The sequence below is a fragment of the Streptomyces cinnabarinus genome (assembly GCF_027270315.1).
GTDB classification, from domain to species: Bacteria; Actinomycetota; Actinomycetes; order Streptomycetales; family Streptomycetaceae; genus Streptomyces; species Streptomyces cinnabarinus.
Genome location: NZ_CP114413.1, coordinates 7,339,234 through 7,357,481, shown reverse-complemented (window position 1 = coordinate 7,357,481; position 18,248 = coordinate 7,339,234). Strand labels below are relative to the sequence as shown.

Here is an 18,248-nt window from a genome sequence, read left to right as displayed (position 1 = left end):
GGGTGCCGTCAGAAGGTGCGCTCCCCCGCTCCGCCCTAGGTTCGAAACAACGGGCAAGCAAGGGAGCGCACGTGACCGACACCCAGGTACCGCCCACCGAGCCCGGCGCGGCGCTGCTGAAGGCGGGCAGGTTCTTCCGGCCCGGCACGCCCGCGCCCGACCTGCACAGCGTCGAGCTGACCGGCGGCCGCGAGGCGGACTCCTTCTACCGGGACCGCTGGAGCCACGACAAGGTCGTGAACTCCACGCACGGCGTGAACTGCACCGGCTCCTGCCGCTGGAAGGTGTACGTCAAGGACGGCATCATCACCTGGGAGACGCAGCAGACGGACTACCCGAGCGTCGGCCCCGACAGGCCCGAGTACGAGCCCCGCGGCTGCCCGCGCGGCGCCGCCTTCTCCTGGTACACCTACTCCCCCACCCGGGTGCGCTACCCGTACATCCGCGGTGTCCTGCTGGAGATGTACCGGGAGGCGAAGGCCCGGCTGAAGGACCCCGTCCTCGCCTGGGCCGACCTCCAGGGCGACCCCGAGCGCCGCCGCCGCTACCAGCGGGCCCGCGGCAAGGGCGGACTGGTGCGCGCCAACTGGGACGAGGCGGTGGAGCTGGTCGCCGCCGCGCATGTGCACACCATCAAGACGTACGGCCCCGACCGGATCGCCGGGTTCTCCCCCATCCCCGCGATGTCGATGGTGTCGCACGCGGCGGGCGCCCGCTTCCACTCCCTGATCGGCGCCCCGATGCTGTCGTTCTACGACTGGTACGCCGATCTGCCGGTCGCCTCCCCGCAGGTCTTCGGCGACCAGACCGACGTACCGGAGTCGGGCGACTGGTGGGACGCGGCGTATCTGATGATGTGGGGCTCGAACGTCCCGGTGACCCGCACCCCGGACGCGCACTGGATGGCGGAGGCCCGCTATCGCGGCCAGAAGGTCGTGGTGGTGTCGCCGGACTACGCCGACAACACCAAGTTCGCCGACGAGTGGCTGCATCCGCACCCCGGCACCGACGGCGCGCTCGCCCTGGCGATGGGCCATGTGGTGCTGAAGGAGTTCTTCGTCGACCGCGAGACTCCCTTCTTCGCAGACTACGTACGGAAGTTCACCGACCTGCCCTTCCTGGTGACGCTCACCGAGCGGGACGGCGCCCATGTGCCCGGGAAGTTCCTGCGCGCCTCCGACCTCGGCCAGCAGGGCGAGGGCGCCGACTGGAAGACGGTCGTCCTGGACGAGGTGACCGGCCGCGCCGTCGTCCCGAAGGGATCCCTCGGCTTCCGCTGGACCGAGTCCGGCAAGGGCGACTGGAACCTCGAACTCGGCGACATCAAACCCCAGTTGAGCCTGCACGGCAGCTCGATCGCGACCGGCGTGGAGGTGCTGCTGCCCCGCTTCGACACCGAGGGCGGACCGCACGGCCAGGGCCGGGGCGACGTGCTGCGCCGGGGCGTCCCGGCCACCCGCCTCGGCGGCGCCGACGGCCCTCTGGTGACGACGGTGTACGACCTGCTGCTCGCTCAGTACGCGGTGTCCAGGCCCGGCCTCCCGGGTGACTGGCCCTCCTCCTACGAGGACGCGGACTCGCCCGGCACCCCCGGCTGGCAGGAGGCGCACACCTCCGTCCCGGCCGCCAAGTGCGTCAAGATCGCCCGGGAGTTCGCGCGGACCGCCGAGCGCTCCAAGGGCCGCTGCATGATCCTGATGGGCGCCGGCACCAACCACTGGTTCCACTCCGAGACCATCTACCGCGCCTTCCTCGCCCTGCTCCAGCTCACCGGCTGCCAGGGCCGCAACGGCGGCGGCTGGGCGCACTACGTCGGCCAGGAGAAATGCCGCCCGGTGACCGGCTGGGCCACCCTGGCGGCCGGGTCCGACTGGTCCCGCCCGCCGCGCCAGATGATCGGCACCGCGTACTGGTTCCTCAACACCGACCAGTGGCGCTACGACCGGTTCACCGCCGATGTCCTCGCCTCACCGCTCGGCGAGGGCCGCTTCGAGGGGATGACGGGCGCGGACTGTCTCGCTCTGTCGGCGCGTTCGGGGTGGATGCCGTCGTATCCGACCTTCGACCGCAATCCGCTGGAGCTGGGCGAGGCGTTCGGGGACCCGGTGGCCAAGGCGGTGGCCGAACTGCGCTCGGGAACCCTGAAGTTCGCCTGCGAGGACCCGGACGCGCCGGAGAACTGGCCGCGCGTGCTGACCCTGTGGCGGGCGAACCTGCTGGGCTCGTCGGCGAAGGGCGCCGAGTACTTCACCAAGCATCTGCTGGGCACCCAGTCCTCGCTCAGCGCCGAGGAGGCGCGGCCCGAGGAGCGGCCCCGCGATGTGACCTGGCGGGAGGAGGCACCCGAGGGCAAGCTCGACCTGCTGCTGTCGCTGGACTTCCGGCAGACGTCCTCGACGCTGCTCTCCGATGTCGTACTCCCGGCCGCGACCTGGTACGAGAAGCACGATCTGTCCAGCACGGACATGCACCCCTACGTGCACTCCTTCACCCCGGCCGTCGACCCGCCGTGGCAGGCGCGCACCGACTTCGACACCTTCAAGGCGCTGGCCGAGAAGCTCAGCAAGCTGGCCGAGGGCCATCTCGGGGTGCGCAAGGACCTGGTGGCCGCGCCGCTCCAGCACGACACCCCGGGCGAGACCGCCCAGCCGGGCGGAGTGGTACGGGACTGGAAGCGCGGCGAGTGCGATCCCGTGCCCGGCGAGACCATGCCGAACCTGGTGGTCGTGGAGCGGGACTACACGAAGATCGGCGCGAAGTTCAGCTCGCTCGGCCCGCTGGTCGAGCAACTGGGACTGCCCGCCAAGGGGATCGCGCTGAAGCCGGACAAGGAGGTCGAGCACCTCCGGCACCTCAACGGCGTCGGCTTCGACGGCCGCCCCGCCCTCGACACGGCGGTGAAGGCGGCGAACACCATCCTCGCGCTGTCCGGCACCACCAACGGCCGTCTGGCCACCCAGGGTTTCCACACCCTGGAGGCGCGCACCGGGCAGGAGATGGCCCACCTAGCCGCCGAGCACGAGGGCAAGCGGATCACGTACGCCGACACCCAGGCCGCGCCGGTGCCGGTGATCACCTCGCCGGAGTGGTCGGGCAGCGAGTCGGGCGGGCGCCGCTACACGGCGTTCACGCTCAACACCGAGCACCTCAAGCCCTGGCACACGCTCACCGGGCGCCAGCACTTCTTCCTGGACCACGACTGGATCCATGAACTGGGCGAGGCGCTGCCGGTGTACCGGCCGCCGCTGGACATGAACAAGCTGTTCGGCGAACCCCGCCTCGGCCCCGACGGCAGCCGAGAGGTGACGGTCCGTTACCTCACCCCGCACAACAAGTGGTCCATCCACTCCGAGTACCAGGACAACCTGTTCATGCTGGCGCTCTCCCGCGGCGGCCAGAACATCTGGATGTCCCCGCAGGACGCGGAGGCGATCGGCGTCTCCGACAACGACTGGATCGAGGCGGTCAACCGCAACGGCGTGGTCGTGGCCCGCGCGGTCGTCTCGCACCGGATGCCGGCCGGCACGGTCTACATGCACCACGCGCAGGAGCGCACGGTCAACGTGCCGAAGACCGAGACGACCGGTCTGCGCGGCGGCATCCACAACTCGCTCACCCGCCTCATCCTCAAACCGTCCCATCTCATCGGCGGCTATGCCCAGTTGTCCTGGGCGTTCAACTACCTCGGTCCGACGGGCAACCAGCGTGACGAGGTGACGGTGATCCGCCGCCGCAGCCAGGAGGTCGAGTACTGATGCGTCCAATGGCCCAGATCGCCATGGTGATGAACCTCGACAAGTGCATCGGCTGCCACACCTGCTCGGTCACCTGCAAGCAGGCGTGGACCAACCGCCAGGGCATGGAGTACGTCTGGTTCAACAACGTCGAGACCCGCCCGGGACAGGGCTATCCGCGCCGCTACGAGGACCAGGAGCGCTGGCGCGGCGGCTGGGAGCTGAACAAGCGGGGCGCGCTGAAGCTGAAGGCGGGCGGGCGGCTGCGCAAGCTCGCCGGGATCTTCTCCAACCCCAAACTCCCGGAGATCAAGGACTACTACGAGCCCTGGACGTACGACTACAAGAACCTCACCGACGCCCCGCTCGGCGACGACTACCCGGTCGCCCGGCCCCTCTCGCAGCTCGACGGCAAGCCGACGAAGATCGAGTGGTCCTCGAACTGGGACGACAGCCTCGCCGGCGCCCCGGCCTACGGCGATCTCGACCCGATGGTGGAGCGGACCCGGCAACAGGCGTCGGACAAGGTGCGGTTCGAGTTCGAGCAGACGTTCATGTTCTATCTGCCGCGCATCTGCGAGCACTGCCTCAACCCGTCCTGTGTGGCGTCCTGTCCGTCCGGCGCGATGTACAAGCGGGCCGAGGACGGCATCGTCCTGGTCGACCAGGACGGCTGCCGGGGCTGGCGGATGTGCGTGACGGGCTGCCCGTACAAGAAGGTCTACTTCAACCACCGCACCGGCAAGGCCGAGAAGTGCACCATGTGCTACCCGCGCATCGAGGTCGGACTGCCGACGGTCTGCTCGGAGACCTGCGTGGGGCGGCTGCGTTATCTCGGGGTCGTCCTCTACGACGCCGACAAGGTGACGGCCGCCGCGTCCGTGAAGGACGAGAAGGCGCTGTACGAGGCCCAGTTGGGGGTGTTCCTCGACCCCGAGGACGAGGAGGTGCGGCGGGCGGCGGAGACCGCCGGGATCCCGTACGACTGGCTGGAGGCGGCCCGCCGATCCCCTGTGCACACGCTGATCAGCAAGTACCGGGTGGCGCTGCCGCTGCATCCGGAGTACCGCACGATGCCGATGGTCTGGTACATCCCGCCGCTGTCGCCGGTGGTGGACGCGCTGTCGGAGTCCGGGCACGACGGCGAGGACGCGGGGAACCTGTTCGGCGCGATCGACACCCTGCGCATCCCGCTGGAGTACCTGGCGGAGGTGTTCACCGCGGGTGACGTCGGGCCGGTGCGGGCCTCGCTGGAGAAGCTCGCCGCGATGCGCTCCCACATGCGCGCCCTCAACCTCGGCGAGGAGCCGGACCCCGAGGTCGCGGCCACCGTGGGCATGGAGCCCGGCGAGATCGAGGAGATGTACCGGCTGCTGGCCATCGCCAAGTACGACGACCGGTATGTGATCCCCACGGCCGCCGTGGGCGACGCACGTCGGCTGGAGGAGTCCGCGCTGCCGGAGGGATGCAGCCTGGACTACGAGGGCGGCCCCGGCATGGGCGGCGACGGGCCGTTCGGCCAGGACTCGGCAGGACGCAAGCTGCTGCCGGTGGTGTCCGTGGAGAACTTCCACGTGCTGCGCAAGCGCCAGACCTCGGACGACGCGGAGGAGACCTGATGCCCTCGGACGCCGTGTTCTACCAGGCGGCCGCACTCTGCCTGACCTACCCCGACGACGACTTCCGCGCCCGGCTCCCGCTGCTGCGCGAAGCCGCCCCTCAACTAAGGGAGTTCACCGACCACGCGGCGGTCATGGACGCCCAGGAGCTGGCCGCGCACTATGTGCGGGTCTTCGACTTCAGGAACCGGCACAGCCTGTACCTGAGCTGGTGGCGGGACGGCGACACCCGGCGGCGCGGTATGTCGCTGGTCCGCTTCAAGGACGTCTACCGCGAGGCCGGCCTGGAGTTCAGCGGCGAGGAGCTGCCCGACTTCCTGCCCGCGGTGCTGGAGTTCGCCGCCCGCACCGGCAACACCGACCTGCTCACCGAGCACCGTGACGGCCTGGAGCAACTCCGCACCAGGCTCACCGACTTCGGCACGCCGTACGCCTCCGTCCTGGACGCCGTGTGCGCCACGCTGCCGACCGCACGCACCGGGGTACGCCGATGACCACACTCCTCTGGGGCGTCCTGCCGTACGTCGCCTTCGCCCTGCTCGTCGCCGGTCTGATCTGGCGCTACCGCTACGACAAGTACGGCTGGACCACCCGCTCCTCACAGGTGTACGAGTCGAAGCTGCTCAACATCGCCTCGCCTGCCTTCCATTACGGGATCCTCTTCGTGCTGGTCGGCCATGTCGTGGGCCTGTTCATCCCGGAGTCCTGGACGGACTCCCTCGGCGTCAGCGAGCACACCTACCACCTGTTCTCCCTGTACGGCGGAACCGCCGCCGGCATCCTCACGGTCGCCGGGATCGCGCTGCTGGTGTACCGCCGCCGCACCCGGGCACCGGTGTTCCGGGCGACGACCGCCAACGACAAGCTGATGTACCTGGTGCTGGTCGGGGCGATCGTGATGGGCATGGCCGCCAAGCTGAGCCATGCCTCCGGCGACGGCTACAACTACCGCCACTCCATCGCCCCGTGGGCGCGGAGCCTGTTCACCCTCAGCCCCGACATCGACCGGATGGAAGGCGTCCCGGTGCTGTACCAGGTGCACGCGGTGATCGGCATGGCGCTGATCGCGCTGGTGCCGTACACCCGGCTGGTGCACATGTTCAGCGCGCCGGTGCAGTATCTGTTCCGGCCGTACGTGGTGTACCGCACCCGGGACCCGGAGCAGCTCGGCCCGCGCCCGGAGCGGCGGGGCTGGGAGCGGGCCGGGTCCTGACGGCTCAGGGGCTTACGCGGCGCCGCCCTTCGTGTCCTTCTCGTCGTCGACGATCTCCGCGTCGACCACGCCTTCCTCCTCCGGGGGCGCGGTGTGCCGGTCCGTGGGCTCCGAGCCGGCCTGGGCGTACATCGCCTGTCCCATCTTCTGGCTGACGGAGGCGAGTTTCTCCACGCCCGTACGCAACTCGCCGGTCTCGGCGCCGCGTTCCAGGAGCTGCTTGACCTCCGTGATCGCGGACTCCACCTCGGACTTCGCCTCCGGGGGGACCTTGTCCTCGTTGTCGCGGAGGAACTTCTCGGTCTGGTAGACGAGTTGCTCGGCCTGGTTGCGGGTCTCGGCGGCCTCGCGGTGCTTGCGATCCTCCTCCGCGTACTGCTCGGCGTCCCGCATCATGCGGTCGATGTCGTCCTTGGGCAGTGCCGAGCCGCCGGTGACGGTCATCTTCTGTTCCCGGCCGGTGGCCAGGTCCTTGGCGGAGACGTGCATGATCCCGTTGGCGTCGATGTCGAAGCCGACCTCGATCTGCGGCACCCCGCGGGGCGCGGGGGGCAGACCCGTGAGATCGAAGACGCCCAGCTTCTTGTTGTACGCGGCGATCTCGCGTTCGCCCTGGTAGACCTGGATGCCGACCGAGGGCTGGTTGTCGGTGGCGGTGGTGAAGATCTCCGAACGCCGGGTCGGGATCGTGGTGTTCCGCTCGATCAGCTTGGTCATGATGCCGCCCTTGGTCTCGATACCCAGGGACAGCGGGGTGACGTCGAGGAGCAGGACGTCCTTGACGTCGCCGCGGATGACACCTGCCTGGAGCGCGGCGCCGACGGCCACCACCTCGTCGGGGTTGACGCCCTTGTGCGGGTCCTTGCCGGTCAGCTCCTTGACCAGGTCCGTCACGGCCGGCATCCGGGTGGAGCCGCCGACGAGGATCACGTGGTCGACCGCGGCGAGCTTGATCCCGGCGTCCTTGACCGCCTGGTGGAAGGGGGTCTTGCAGCGGTCGAGGAGATCGGCGGTGAGCTCCTGGAACTGGGCGCGGGTCATCTTCTCGTCGAGGTGCAGCGGGCCCTCGGCCGAGGCGGTGATGTAGGGCAGGTTGATCGTCGTCTCGGAGGAGCTGGACAGTTCGATCTTGGCCTTCTCGGCTCCCTCGCGCAGCCGCTGCACGGCCATCTTGTCGTTGCCGAGGTCGATGCCGTGCTGCCCCTTGAACCTCTTCACCAGGTACTCGACGACCCGCTGGTCCCAGTCGTCGCCGCCGAGGTGGGTGTCGCCGTTGGTGGCCTTGACCTCGATGACGCCGTCGCCGATCTCCAGCAGGGACACGTCGAAGGTGCCGCCGCCCAGGTCGAAGACGAGGACGGTCTGCTCCTCGCCCCGGTCCAGGCCGTAGGCGAGGGCGGCGGCGGTCGGCTCGTTGATGATCCGCAGCACCTTCAGGCCCGCGATCTCCCCGGCCTCCTTGGTCGCCTGCCGCTGGGCGTCGTCGAAGTAGGCGGGCACGGTGATCACGGCATCCGTGACGTCCTCGCCGAGGTAGGACTCGGCGTCCCGCTTCAGCTTCTGCAGCACCCGGGCCGACAGCTCCTGGGCCCGGTAGCGGGTGCCGTCGACGGAGCCCTCCTGCGGGAAGCGCCAGCCGCCGTCGCCCATGTGGCGCTTGACCGAGCGGGCGGTGCGGTCGACGTTGGTCACCGCCTGCCGCTTGGCCACCTCACCGACGAGCACCTCCCCGTTCTTGGCGAAGGCCACGACCGAGGGGGTGGTCCTCGCCCCCTCCGCGTTGGCGACGACCGTGGCCTCACCGCCCTCCAGCACGGCCACCACGGAGTTCGTGGTCCCGAGATCGATTCCGACCGCACGTCCCATCGCTGTCCCCTTCCGCCAGGGCGCTTCCCGGACTCCAGCACAAAACTTGAGTGGGCTCTTGTCAATGGTGCGCTCTGGTCAAGGGTTCGGGGTACCCCGGCGGGGCTCAGCTGAGCGTGCGCTCGGGCTCCCGCGGCTCGCCGCGCAGGGCCACCGCCCGCCGGGGCCGGTCCGTGATCAGCACGTCCACCCGCGGATGGCTGAGGAACGTCTGCATCAGGGTGTCGTCGTTGACCGTCCACACCATGCTGAACAGGCCGTGCCGGGTCGCCTCCCGCAGCACACTGGCGCGCGCGAGCCGCTGGTGCACCGCGACGCCGGTGGCGCCGCAGGCGCGCACCCGCCGCATGGGCAGCAGCTCGCTGATCCGGGTGCCGGGCAGCCGGGCCCAGCCCACCTCCTTGCGATCCCGCCCGAGCGACAGAGCGGTGCGCACCCCGGGGTACGCGGCGGAGATCGCGGCGACGGAACGGTCCTCCAGGGTGGTGGCGACAAAGCCGTCCGTGCCGAGCAGGGCGACGGCCCGGTCGATCACCTCGCCCTCGTAGCCGACCTCCTTCAGGTCGAGGTGACCGACCAGCTTCCCGGCGATCAGCGACATGACCTCGTCGACCACCGGCACCGCATATCCGGCCCGCTCGTTCAGCTCGGCGTGGCCGATCGACGACAGCAGCGGCCCGGTGTGGTCGACACGGGCGTCGTGGTAGACGACGAGGACGCCGTCGGCGGTGCGCCGGATGTCGAACTCCACGTACTCGGCACCGCTGAGCAGCGCGTCCTCGTACGCCTCCCAGGTGGCGGCACCGGCACGTTCGGAGCCGCCGCGGTGGGCGGAGACGGCGGGGCGTCGCGGCATGGTGGTCAACTCCCGGATGAGGTACGAGGTGCGGGCACCGGAGCGGTCGGGTCGCCGGAGCCGGTCAGCAGGCTGCCGGGCCCTCGGCTGACCCTGCGGAGCAGGAGGTAGCCGATCACGACCAGGACGACGAAGGGCAGCCAGGCCAGAGCGTACGCGGTGCCGTAGCGGCCGACGTCGAGGATGGAGCGGCCGTCGTCGACGTCGGTGGCGTTCACCCCGAAGAACGCGAGCAGCAGCGTCGGCGGCAGGGCGATCAGGGTGGCCGCCGTGACCAGCGCGGAGACGATGCGGTTCTGTCGCTCGTCGCGTTCGGCGAGGGCTGCGTCCAGGGCCGCGGAGCGGGCGTTGATGACGGAGGTGAGCCGCTCGACCATGCGGGCGGAGTTGTCGAGGCTGTCGCGGATGCCGAGGGTGTCGCGCAGCGAGGACTGGAAGCCCTCCATGAGCATCTCCGGGATCAGCAGGCTGTCGACGTACGCCTCGACGCCGAAGGCGAGGTCCAGCTGGAGCTCGTTCACGCCGTCGGAGAGGCGGGAGATCAGGGTGCGGACCTCGGAGGGCGAGTCGGTCAGCGCCTGCTCGTTCTCCTTCATCATCGCGAAGGCCGCGAGCCGGGTGCGCTGGAGCACGGCCAGGGCGGAGATCATGCCGAGGGCGACCACGGCCAGCCCGTTCTCCACGTGTAAGGCCCAGCCCGCCTGGACGGAGACGCCGCGGCCGTGCGCGGAGAGGGTGACGCCGTGGTTCTTGAGGTTGGGCGGCACGCTGACCGTGAGCCGGTCGGCGCCCCGGGCCGGCATCATGCCCCGGTAGACGATGCCGTTCAGCAGGGTCGCCTGGCGGGTCTCGTCGGCCTGGGCGAGCAGCTCGGTGCGCAACCGGCCGCCGGGGAAGACGAGTTGATGTACGTTCAGGCCGAAGGTGAGCGGTTCCGTCAGTCCCAGACGGGTCCTGAGGACCTCCAGGAGCGGACGGTCGCCCCAGTTCAGGTCCGCCCGGTCGAAGCAGGTGGTGGCGAGCCAGGAGGCGACGGCGAGCCCGTCGGTGTCCCCCGCGAACTCGCAGTCCAGCAGCAGAGTGGCGTCCCCGCGCGGGGTGGCGACGACGAGGAGGTCGACTCCGGTGAGGGTCAGACCGTGGTCGCCGCCCGGCAGTCGCAGGTCGCCCGGGGCTATCCGCTCGGCCAGCACCGGCACCGGCAGCACCGACTCGCCGGACTCCAGATGCGGCCTGAACCGGCCGAACCGGAACCGGTCGACAAGGGCCTCGGCGCCTAGCTCCGGCGGGCGCACCCGGCAGCCCAGACTGAACAACAGCAGGATACGGGTGAGTTCCCGGGCTCCGGAGTCAAGTACCGCACGACCGCCCGCCGTTCCCGTCGCCATCGCGTTCCCTTCGAGTCATCGGCGTCCATCTCATACCCCGAACAAACAGCGCGCAGGCAGCCCGTGACGGGCGGCCTGCGCGACCATGATCCTCGTTGTTCAGGCGAGCTTGGCGGTCAGGGTGATCGGAACGGCCTTGAGGGCCTGGCTGACCGGGCAGTTGGCCTTGGCGTCCTCGGCGGCGGCGAGGAAGTCCGCCTCGCTGATGCCGGGCACCGTGCCCTCGACGGTGAGGTGGATACCGGTGATGCCCTCGCCCGGCTGGAAGGTCACGTCGGCGGAGGTGACCAGCTTGGTGGGCGGGGTGCCCGCCTTGTCCAGGCCGTTGGAGAAGGCCATGCAGTAGCAGCTGGAGTGCGCCGCCGCGATCAGCTCCTCGGGGCTGGTCTTGCCGTTGGCGGCCTCGGCGCGCGAGGGCCACGACACCGGCTGTGCGGCGATGGCGCCGGAGGAGTCGAAGGTGACGACGCCGTTGCCCTTGAGCAGGTTGCCTTCCCACACGGTGTGTGCGGAGCGCGTGGTTGCCACGATGAATCCCTTCAGTGAGGTCCCGTGTTCGGGGTCCGTGTGCACCATCCGATCACATTCCGGCTCAGCTCACCCGGAAGACCGGCCCGCGTGGGGTGAACGGCAGCCGGGCGCCCTGCGGAACGAGGTAGGCGTGCTCGCGCCGCACCCGCAGCACGTCGCACCAGCCGTCCGTGATGACCAGGACCGGCGCCCCGGGCGGGAAGTCGTCGGCGCGGTGCAGCAGATCGATGCCCGGCTGGAGCACCGTGCCGCCCCGGCCGTGCACCCGCACCCGCCCGGCGATCTCGGTGACCGGCACATACCCGGCGTCGTGCGGGGCGGCGTCGCAGAACACCACGCGCGCCGCCGGCACGTCCCGGGCCTCGGCGTAGGAGGCGATGGCGCCGAGCGCCTTGCCGAGCAGCTCCCGGCTCATGGAGCCGGAGGTGTCCAGGACCACGCCGAAGGTGCAGCGGGCGATCTCCTCGGGCGGGAAGTACCGTCCCGCGCGCGGGATGTCGGGCGTGGAGGCCTGTCGGCGAGCGGGCCGCGCGTACGTCCGTACCGGCTCCGGGCGGGGCACGAACTCGTCGAACCAGCGGGCCAGTTGCGCGTCCCAGGGCAGCGGCGGATGACTCAGCGCGCGGATCTCCTCGACCAGGCCGCCGGGCAGGAAGCCGCGTTCCTGCCGCTGGTGCAGGTCCAGGCCCTGGTAGAGGCCGCGGCGGTAGAACTCATCGAGGTCGACGTAGTCGCGGGGCGGGCACAGCGGGGCGCCGAGGATGTCGCCGACGCCCTTGCCGCGCAGGGTGGACAGGCGCCGCATCCGGCGCAGGTCACCGGCGAGCCGGTCGTAGACCTCCTCGGCGGACAGACCCGCGAGCCGGGCGTCGTAGAGCAGGCCCTCGGGCATGGTGCCTACGTCCATCTCCTTGAGCCAGCCGTTGATGACGTAGTCGCAGGCGACGTTGAAGAGGTAGGGGTCGCGGGTGCCGCAGCGGTCGCCGTGGCGCAGGGCGGCGTGCAGCATCTCGTGGGCGAGGATGAACCGCCACTCCTCGTCCTCGAAGGTGCGCAGCGGGTTGACGTAGATCTCGCCCGCCTCGGCGTTCACCGCGGCGACGGAGATGCCGTGGGCGCGCGTGAGTTCGGCGTCGGCGATCAGCTTGACGCCGGCCGCGATCCCGGCGAGCAGCGGGTAGGAGGAGATGAACCAGCTCAGGGCGCGCTGCCAGGGGCGCGGCGCGACCACCTCACCGGTCAGGCTGTCGCGGCGGCCGCCCGCCATGTCCATCGCTGCGGACATGGTGCGGGTCAGCGCGGTCGCGAAGGCCAGCTGATGGTCGGGCGGCTGTCCGTACCAGCCGTTCCACTCCACCAGGTGCAGGTCCGCCTCGTCGCCCGCGGTGCCGCAGCGCTCGTACGCGGCCGGGATGCCGTCCCGGCGCCAGCGGGCGGCGAGCTGCTCCTCGTCGCCGTCCGGGTATGCGCCGGGGAGGCTCTCCGGGGTCCGCCCGATGGGGAAGCCCAGCAGGAAGCGGTTGACGACGACGCAGCGGGCGGCGAGGTCCGCGCGGTCGGGCTGCACCCGGACGCCCTTGGCGGCCGGGACATGGCCGAAGCCGAGGTGGAGGATCGCGTGGGCGAGCGCCCAGGCCCAGGCGGCCGGTTCGGCGAGCCGATCGGGGTGGACGTGCAGGGCGGCGGAGGAGCTGACGCGGACGAGGCCCTCGCGCGGGGAGTGCTCGCAGTCCTCCTGACGGCAGACGTCGAACTCCACGGCGGCCAGCGCCGGGTTGAGCCGCACCAGCCGCATGCCCTCGGCGAAGGCCTCCGCCGCGCGGTCCCGCTTCTTCGGCCGGTCGCGGCTCACCGGCGCGCCTCCACCAGCCGGGGCATGTCCCGCGCCGCCTCGACGAGGAACCAGGAGGGCAGCACGGGGTTGCCGTCGGCGTCGGAGGCGATGACGGTCTGGGCGACCTCGACGGAGATCTCCGCGAGCTGCACGAGCAGCGACTTGGCGCGGTAGGCGGTCTGCCGGCCGCTCGCCGACATGTGCTCCTTGCTGGCGGGCAGTTCCTTGACCAGCCGGCCGCGGAAGGAGTCGGCGAGGTAGTAGAGCAGGTCCCGGTCCGCCGGCCGGTTCGGCCAGCGGGCGTCGCCCTTGATGATCGCCTCGATCCCGAACTGGCTGCGCACGATCTTGACGTAGCCGCAGAACGCGGTCGCGTGGACGGGCGTCAGCGTGCCGTGCGCGAGGACCTTCAGGGTCTCCTCGTCCAGGTTCCGGCCGAAGGAGTGCAGGGCGTCGGAGAGCATGTGCCAGGAGCGGGGCGTGGAGAACGGCTCCTCGGTCTTGGGCGGCTTGGACCACAGATGGTCGGGCCGGTCGGTGAGGTGGTCCACCACCCAGGGGTGGACGTCGTGGTTAGCGGCCCAGACCAGCCAGTCCTTCGGGGACGCCTCCAGGTGCACATGGGTGAGGCGGTTGACGAGCGCGGAGGCGATGGGGCGGGCCAGCGCGTTGTCGGTGGCGCGGTTGCCGGCGCCGATGACGATCGACCCCTTGGGCAGCTCGTAGTTGCCGATCCGGCGGTCCAGGATCAGCGAGTAGAACGCCTTCTGCACATCCGGCGTGGCCGCGTTCAGCTCGTCCAGGAAGAGGCAGTACGGCTCGTCCCGGGCGATGGTCTCCGGCGGGCAGAACACCGACCGCCCGTCGCGGATCTGCGGCACGCCGATCAGGTCCTCGGGCGCGAGCTGGGTGCCGAGCAGGCTGACGCACTCCAGGCCGAGCGACTCGGCGAAGTCCCGCACCAGGGAGGACTTCCCGATACCGGGGGCACCCCAGACGAACACCGGCCGCACGGTGGCGAGGCCGAGCAGGAGGTCGGGAAGACGGGCGGGGGTGACGGTGACGGCAGCCTGCAAAGCAGGGACTCCTCAAGACTGTTCGAGCGATTTCGACTGCGAACAGTGTGGGTGTACGACCGTTTTGACGCACCCGGTTTTCAGGCCGCCCGTTCCTCCGCCTCGGTCTCCAACGGCACTTGGGGCCCGTCGGACTCGCTCAGCCAGCGGCGCAGGACGTGGTGCACCTGCTCGGCGCCGACCAGGTCCGTGCCGTCCGCGACCGGCGCGGACAGGGCGAGGGGTGACAGCAGGAAGGGCCGGCCCTGGGCGCCGCCGAGTCCGCCGTGGGAGCCGATCTGCTCCTCGAAGGCGAGGACTTCGCCGTCGGTGGGGTCGTGCATGGAGTTGACCATGATGTCGGCGGTGTGCGGGAAGGAGTGGGTGCGCCGCACGGCGTCCGCGGCGCCGGGCCCGAAGGCGGCGAGCGGTCCCGGGTCCTGGTCCAGGCGGTCCAGCGGGATCTCGGTGCCGAACGGGCCGAGCACGACCCCGCCGTGCAGTTCGCTGCGCACCAGCAGGAAGCCGATGCCGGGGTGGTTGGCGAGGGTGGTCAGCAGCGCGGGGTGGCGGGCGTCGATCTCCTCCTTGGTCATCCGGTGCGGGACGTCCGGGAAGGAGACCAGGCCGAGGTTGCCGGAGGCCAGCACGATCGGCTCGGAGTGCCGGTCGGGGCGCTGCCTCTCACCGCGCTCCTCGACCGGGATGCGCAGGGCGGCCCGCACGGCCGTACGGGCCTCCGCGCCGCTGTGGGTGCGCCGGGCCCGGCGCGGCACGGGCAGTCCGCAGCCGGCTCGCACCAGGTCGCCGAGGGTGAGTCCGTAGCGGGTGCGGAAGGTCTCCCCGGGGCTCTGGCCGTGGTCGGACAGCACCACGATCCGGTACGGCCGCGGGGCGTGCTCGGCGACGTTCTCGATCAGTTCCAGTGCCCGGTCCAGACGCTGGAGGACCTTCTCGGCGTCCCGGCCGGCCGGCCCGGAGTGGTGGGCGACCTCGTCGTAGGCGACCAGGTCGGCGTAGACGGCGGAGCGGCCCGCGAGCATGTCGCCCATCACCGCGGCGACGACGACGTCCCGCTCGACGACGGTCGCGAAGGCCCGGACGAAGGGGTAGAGGCCGCCGCGCGAGACCCTCGGGCGGGTCCTGCCCAGCCGGGCCCGGGTGGACTGGCCGATCTCCCGGCCCACCTCGGCGACGAACGACAGCGCGGTGCGCACCGCGTTCGCCGGGTCGGAGAAGTAGGCGAAGTAGCCCGCCCGGGAGCGGTTCTCGCGGCTGCGGCGCCGGGTCGCGATGGACAGCACCAGCGCCTGCTCCTCGGCGCCGCCGCTGAAGAGGTTGCCGCGGCTGGCGCCGTCGAGGGTGAGCAGTCCGCCGTCGCCGGTGGCCGTCACGGCGCGGCGCTGGAGTTCGGCGGCGCTGGTCGGGCGGTTGCAGACCATCACCTCCCGGCTCTCCTTCTCGTACCAGCGGAAGGCGGGGACGTCGTGGTTGCTGCCGTGCAGGATGCCGAGCTGGCTGGCGCCGGTCTGGCTGGACCAGTCGGTGCGCCAGGGGGTCAGCCGGTGGGTGGGCCGGTCGCCGTCCGTCCAGCGGGCCAGGGTCGGCATCAGCCCCTTGTCGAGGGCGTCCCGCAACACCTCGTGCCCCACGCCGTCGAGCTGCAGGAACACGGTCCCGGGCGTGGACGGACAGGGCGGCCCGCTGCCCCGTCGCCGGTCGGCGAGCCGGTACAGCCGGCGCCGATAGGCGTCGTCGTCGCGTACGGCGAGGGCGGCGCCGGTGGCGGAGGCGACGGCCGACATCACGGCCGCGACCACCACGGCGGTCTCCCAGGCGGCGCCGCCGCGCTCGGCGGGGTTCAGCCGCAGGGCGACCAGTAGGAGGGCGCCGTTGAGGAAGAAGACCAGCAGCCCGAGGACGAGCGCGGGCACGAGCAGCAACAGCCGCACCAGCAGCGGCCAGGCCAGGGCCGACAGCACACCGAAGGCACCGGCGCCGAAGGCCGCGGTGACCGCGATGCGGGTGGCGCTGTCGCCGTCCGCGGACTGGAGCTGGAAGTCCGGCAGGATCCCGGCGAGCACCAGCATGGTGAGGGTGGACACCGCCCACACGGTGACGCTCCGCCCGACCTGACTGGCGACCCGCCGCCAACGCCGCCCAAGCACGCCCCGTACACCTCACGTCCCGACCCATCGACCAGGCGGGCCTGCCTCCACCTTGTCATACGGACGTGCGGAACCCCGGGGTCGATCAACGCCCGTCGTAGCCCGCCGTCGGCAGCGACAGCCGCCGGTGCACCCGGGCCTTCATCTGGCGGTCGTAGCGGGGCTCCTCGCAGCCCACCGTCTCCACCCGGACCCCGCGCCGCGCGCACTCGGCGGTGAACTCCTCCACGGAGGACAGCGCGCTCTCCAGCACCCGCCGGCTGGGCACGACGAACAGGTCGACGCCGGCCCGCACCCCGTCCCAGAGCACGCAGTGGTCCGGCCTGAGACCGCGGACCAGCAGCTCCCGGCTCACCGTGTATCCCCGCTCCGCCGCCCAGCGCGCGCAGATCGCGTGCTGGCTGCGGGAGTCCACCAGAAAGGGATCGGCGTCCAGTTCCTCAAGCGGCGTCAGACTCGCGATCGCCGTGACCCGCACCGGTCCCATGGCGCCCCCTCACCTCCGGGTTTCAGGCGCCGACACTACTCCTGCCCGTAGGCTTCGGGGGAGTCGCGCGAAGGAGGCAAAGAGGTGCCCGTGGAGATCACCTGGTGGGGTCACGCCACCTGCACGGTCGCCGACTCGGACGTACGCGTGCTCACCGACCCTCTGTTCGCACGCCGGCTCGCGCATCTGCGCAGGCGCCGGGGCGCGCTCCCTCCGCCCGGCGCCTGGCGTGCGGACGTCGCGCTCGTCTCCCATCTGCACGCCGACCATCTGCACGTTCCCTCCCTGGCGCGGCTCCCGGAGGGCACGCGCCTGCTTGTGCCCCGGGGCGCACCCCGGGCGGTACCGGGGCTGCGCCGGCTCACCGGTCTGCGGGTGACGGAGATGGCGCCCGGCGAGGTGACGGACGTGGGCGCGCTGCGGGTACGGGCCGTGCCCGCCCGGCACGACGGACGGCGGCTGCCCGTCGGACGCCACCACTCCCCCGCGCTCGGCTATGTCATCGAGGGCGAGGCCCGCACCTACTTCGCCGGGGACACCGGCCTGTTCGACGAGATGGCGCACGAGGTCGGCCCGGTCGACGTGGCGCTGCTGCCGGTGGGCGGCTGGGGTCCGTACCTCGGCGAGGGCCATCTCGACGCGGGGCGCGCGGCGGAGGCCCTGTCCCGGCTCGCGCCGGGCAGCGCGGTACCGGTGCACTACGGCACGTACTGGCCCATCGGCATGGACGCCGTGCGCCCCCATGAGTTCCATGCGCCGGGCGATGAGTTCGTACGCCTCGCCGCGGAGCGCGCGCCGGGCGTGGCGGTGCACCGGCTGGGGCACGGCGAGAGCGTACGGCTGGAGGTGGCCGCGTGAGCTGGCTCGCCGCGGCGTCGACGACGGTGCCGACGGAGTCCACGCAGCAGGCCATCGGCTATCCGACGCTGTTCGTGCTGGTGCTGCTCGGGGCGCTGGTGCCGGTCGTGCCGACGGGGGCGCTGGTCAGTACGGCGGCGGTGGTGGCGTTCCATCAGACGGCGCCGTTCGCGCTGGCGATGGTGTTCGTGACGGCGTCGGTGGCCGCGTTCCTCGGGGACGTCACGCTGTACTGGCTCGGGCGGCGCGGGATGGGCTCGAGGAACGGGTCGCGGTGGCTGGAGGCGATCCGGTCCCGGGCGCCGGAGGAGCGGCTGGAGCAGGCGCAGACGAAGCTGGCCGAGCACGGGGTGGCGGTGCTGGTGGTGTCCCGGCTGGTGCCTGCGGGGCGGTTGCCGGTGATGCTGGCGTGTCTGCTGGCGAAGTGGCCGCTGCGGAGGTTCGCGCGGGGGAACTTGCCTGCGTGTTTGGCCTGGGCTGTTACGTATCAGTTGATCGGGATTTTGGGTGGGTCGCTGTTTCCGGAGCCCTGGGAGGGGGTGGTGGCGGCGGTGGCTTTGACGCTGCTCATCAGTGTGGTGCCGGGGCTGTGGAGGCGGGTTCGGGCCGCTCGGTGAGGTTGCGTCGCGGCGGGGTGCG

The 18,248-nt window shown here is 71.3% G+C and carries 14 protein-coding genes; 6 read left to right on the top strand and 8 right to left on the bottom strand.

Going from position 1 to position 18,248, the window contains the following annotated elements; all coding sequences use genetic code 11:
- Positions 1-71 precede the first annotated feature (71 nt).
- The 4 genes from STRCI_RS33245 to narI are packed head-to-tail and all read left to right on the top strand — an operon-like array spanning position 72 to position 6,566.
- Complete coding sequence (locus STRCI_RS33245) at positions 72-3,755, top strand: nitrate reductase subunit alpha (RefSeq protein WP_269662660.1); 3,684 nt, start codon at positions 72-74, stop codon at positions 3,753-3,755.
- The gene (narH, locus tag STRCI_RS33240; protein ID WP_269662659.1) at positions 3,755-5,353 is read left to right on the top strand and encodes a nitrate reductase subunit beta; all 1,599 of its coding nucleotides are present in this window, start codon (positions 3,755-3,757) and stop codon (positions 5,351-5,353) included. The genes STRCI_RS33245 and narH overlap by 1 nt, the downstream gene beginning before the upstream one ends.
- Complete coding sequence (gene narJ, locus STRCI_RS33235; protein ID WP_269662658.1) at positions 5,353-5,847, top strand: nitrate reductase molybdenum cofactor assembly chaperone; 495 nt, start codon at positions 5,353-5,355, stop codon at positions 5,845-5,847. Before narH ends, narJ begins: the two co-directional genes overlap by 1 nt.
- Complete coding sequence (gene narI / locus STRCI_RS33230) at positions 5,844-6,566, top strand: respiratory nitrate reductase subunit gamma (protein ID WP_269662657.1); 723 nt, start codon at positions 5,844-5,846, stop codon at positions 6,564-6,566. Before narJ ends, narI begins: the two co-directional genes overlap by 4 nt.
- Positions 6,567-6,578: 12 nt before the next feature.
- On the opposite strand, the gene dnaK is transcribed toward narI, so the two are convergent.
- The 8 genes from dnaK to STRCI_RS33190 form a co-directional block, all read right to left on the bottom strand.
- Positions 6,579-8,432, bottom strand: a complete 1,854-nt coding sequence (gene dnaK / locus STRCI_RS33225) for a molecular chaperone DnaK (RefSeq protein ID WP_269662656.1) — start codon at positions 8,430-8,432, stop codon at positions 6,579-6,581.
- Between the two features lie 106 nt (positions 8,433-8,538).
- Positions 8,539-9,288: a glycerophosphodiester phosphodiesterase family protein gene (locus STRCI_RS33220; protein WP_269662655.1), complete on the bottom strand. Its 750-nt coding sequence runs from the start codon at positions 9,286-9,288 to the stop codon at positions 8,539-8,541.
- Positions 9,289-9,293: 5 nt separating this feature from the next.
- Positions 9,294-10,676 (bottom strand): CorA family divalent cation transporter, encoded by a 1,383-nt coding sequence (locus STRCI_RS33215; protein ID WP_269662654.1) that lies wholly within the window; start codon positions 10,674-10,676, stop codon positions 9,294-9,296.
- A 99-nt stretch (positions 10,677-10,775) separates the two neighbouring features.
- Positions 10,776-11,204: an OsmC family protein gene (locus STRCI_RS33210; protein WP_041821054.1), complete on the bottom strand. Its 429-nt coding sequence runs from the start codon at positions 11,202-11,204 to the stop codon at positions 10,776-10,778.
- A gap of 64 nt (positions 11,205-11,268) precedes the next feature.
- Positions 11,269-13,002, bottom strand: a complete 1,734-nt coding sequence (locus STRCI_RS33205; protein ID WP_269664716.1) for a vWA domain-containing protein — start codon at positions 13,000-13,002, stop codon at positions 11,269-11,271.
- Between the two features lie 53 nt (positions 13,003-13,055).
- Positions 13,056-14,117: an ATP-binding protein gene (locus STRCI_RS33200; protein WP_269662653.1), complete on the bottom strand. Its 1,062-nt coding sequence runs from the start codon at positions 14,115-14,117 to the stop codon at positions 13,056-13,058.
- Between the two features lie 80 nt (positions 14,118-14,197).
- Positions 14,198-16,264: a phage holin family protein gene (locus STRCI_RS33195; protein ID WP_269662652.1), complete on the bottom strand. Its 2,067-nt coding sequence runs from the start codon at positions 16,262-16,264 to the stop codon at positions 14,198-14,200.
- An 85-nt stretch (positions 16,265-16,349) separates the two neighbouring features.
- Complete coding sequence (locus STRCI_RS33190; protein ID WP_015656684.1) at positions 16,350-16,751, bottom strand: hypothetical protein; 402 nt, start codon at positions 16,749-16,751, stop codon at positions 16,350-16,352.
- Between the two features lie 84 nt (positions 16,752-16,835).
- On the opposite strand from STRCI_RS33190, the gene STRCI_RS33185 reads away from it, so the two are divergent.
- Positions 16,836-17,609, top strand: a complete 774-nt coding sequence (locus STRCI_RS33185; RefSeq protein ID WP_269662651.1) for an MBL fold metallo-hydrolase — start codon at positions 16,836-16,838, stop codon at positions 17,607-17,609.
- Entirely contained in the window at positions 17,606-18,226 is a 621-nt protein-coding gene (locus tag STRCI_RS33180; protein WP_269662650.1) for a DedA family protein, read from the top strand. The genes STRCI_RS33185 and STRCI_RS33180 overlap by 4 nt, the downstream gene beginning before the upstream one ends.
- Positions 18,227-18,248: the final 22 nt, after the last annotated feature.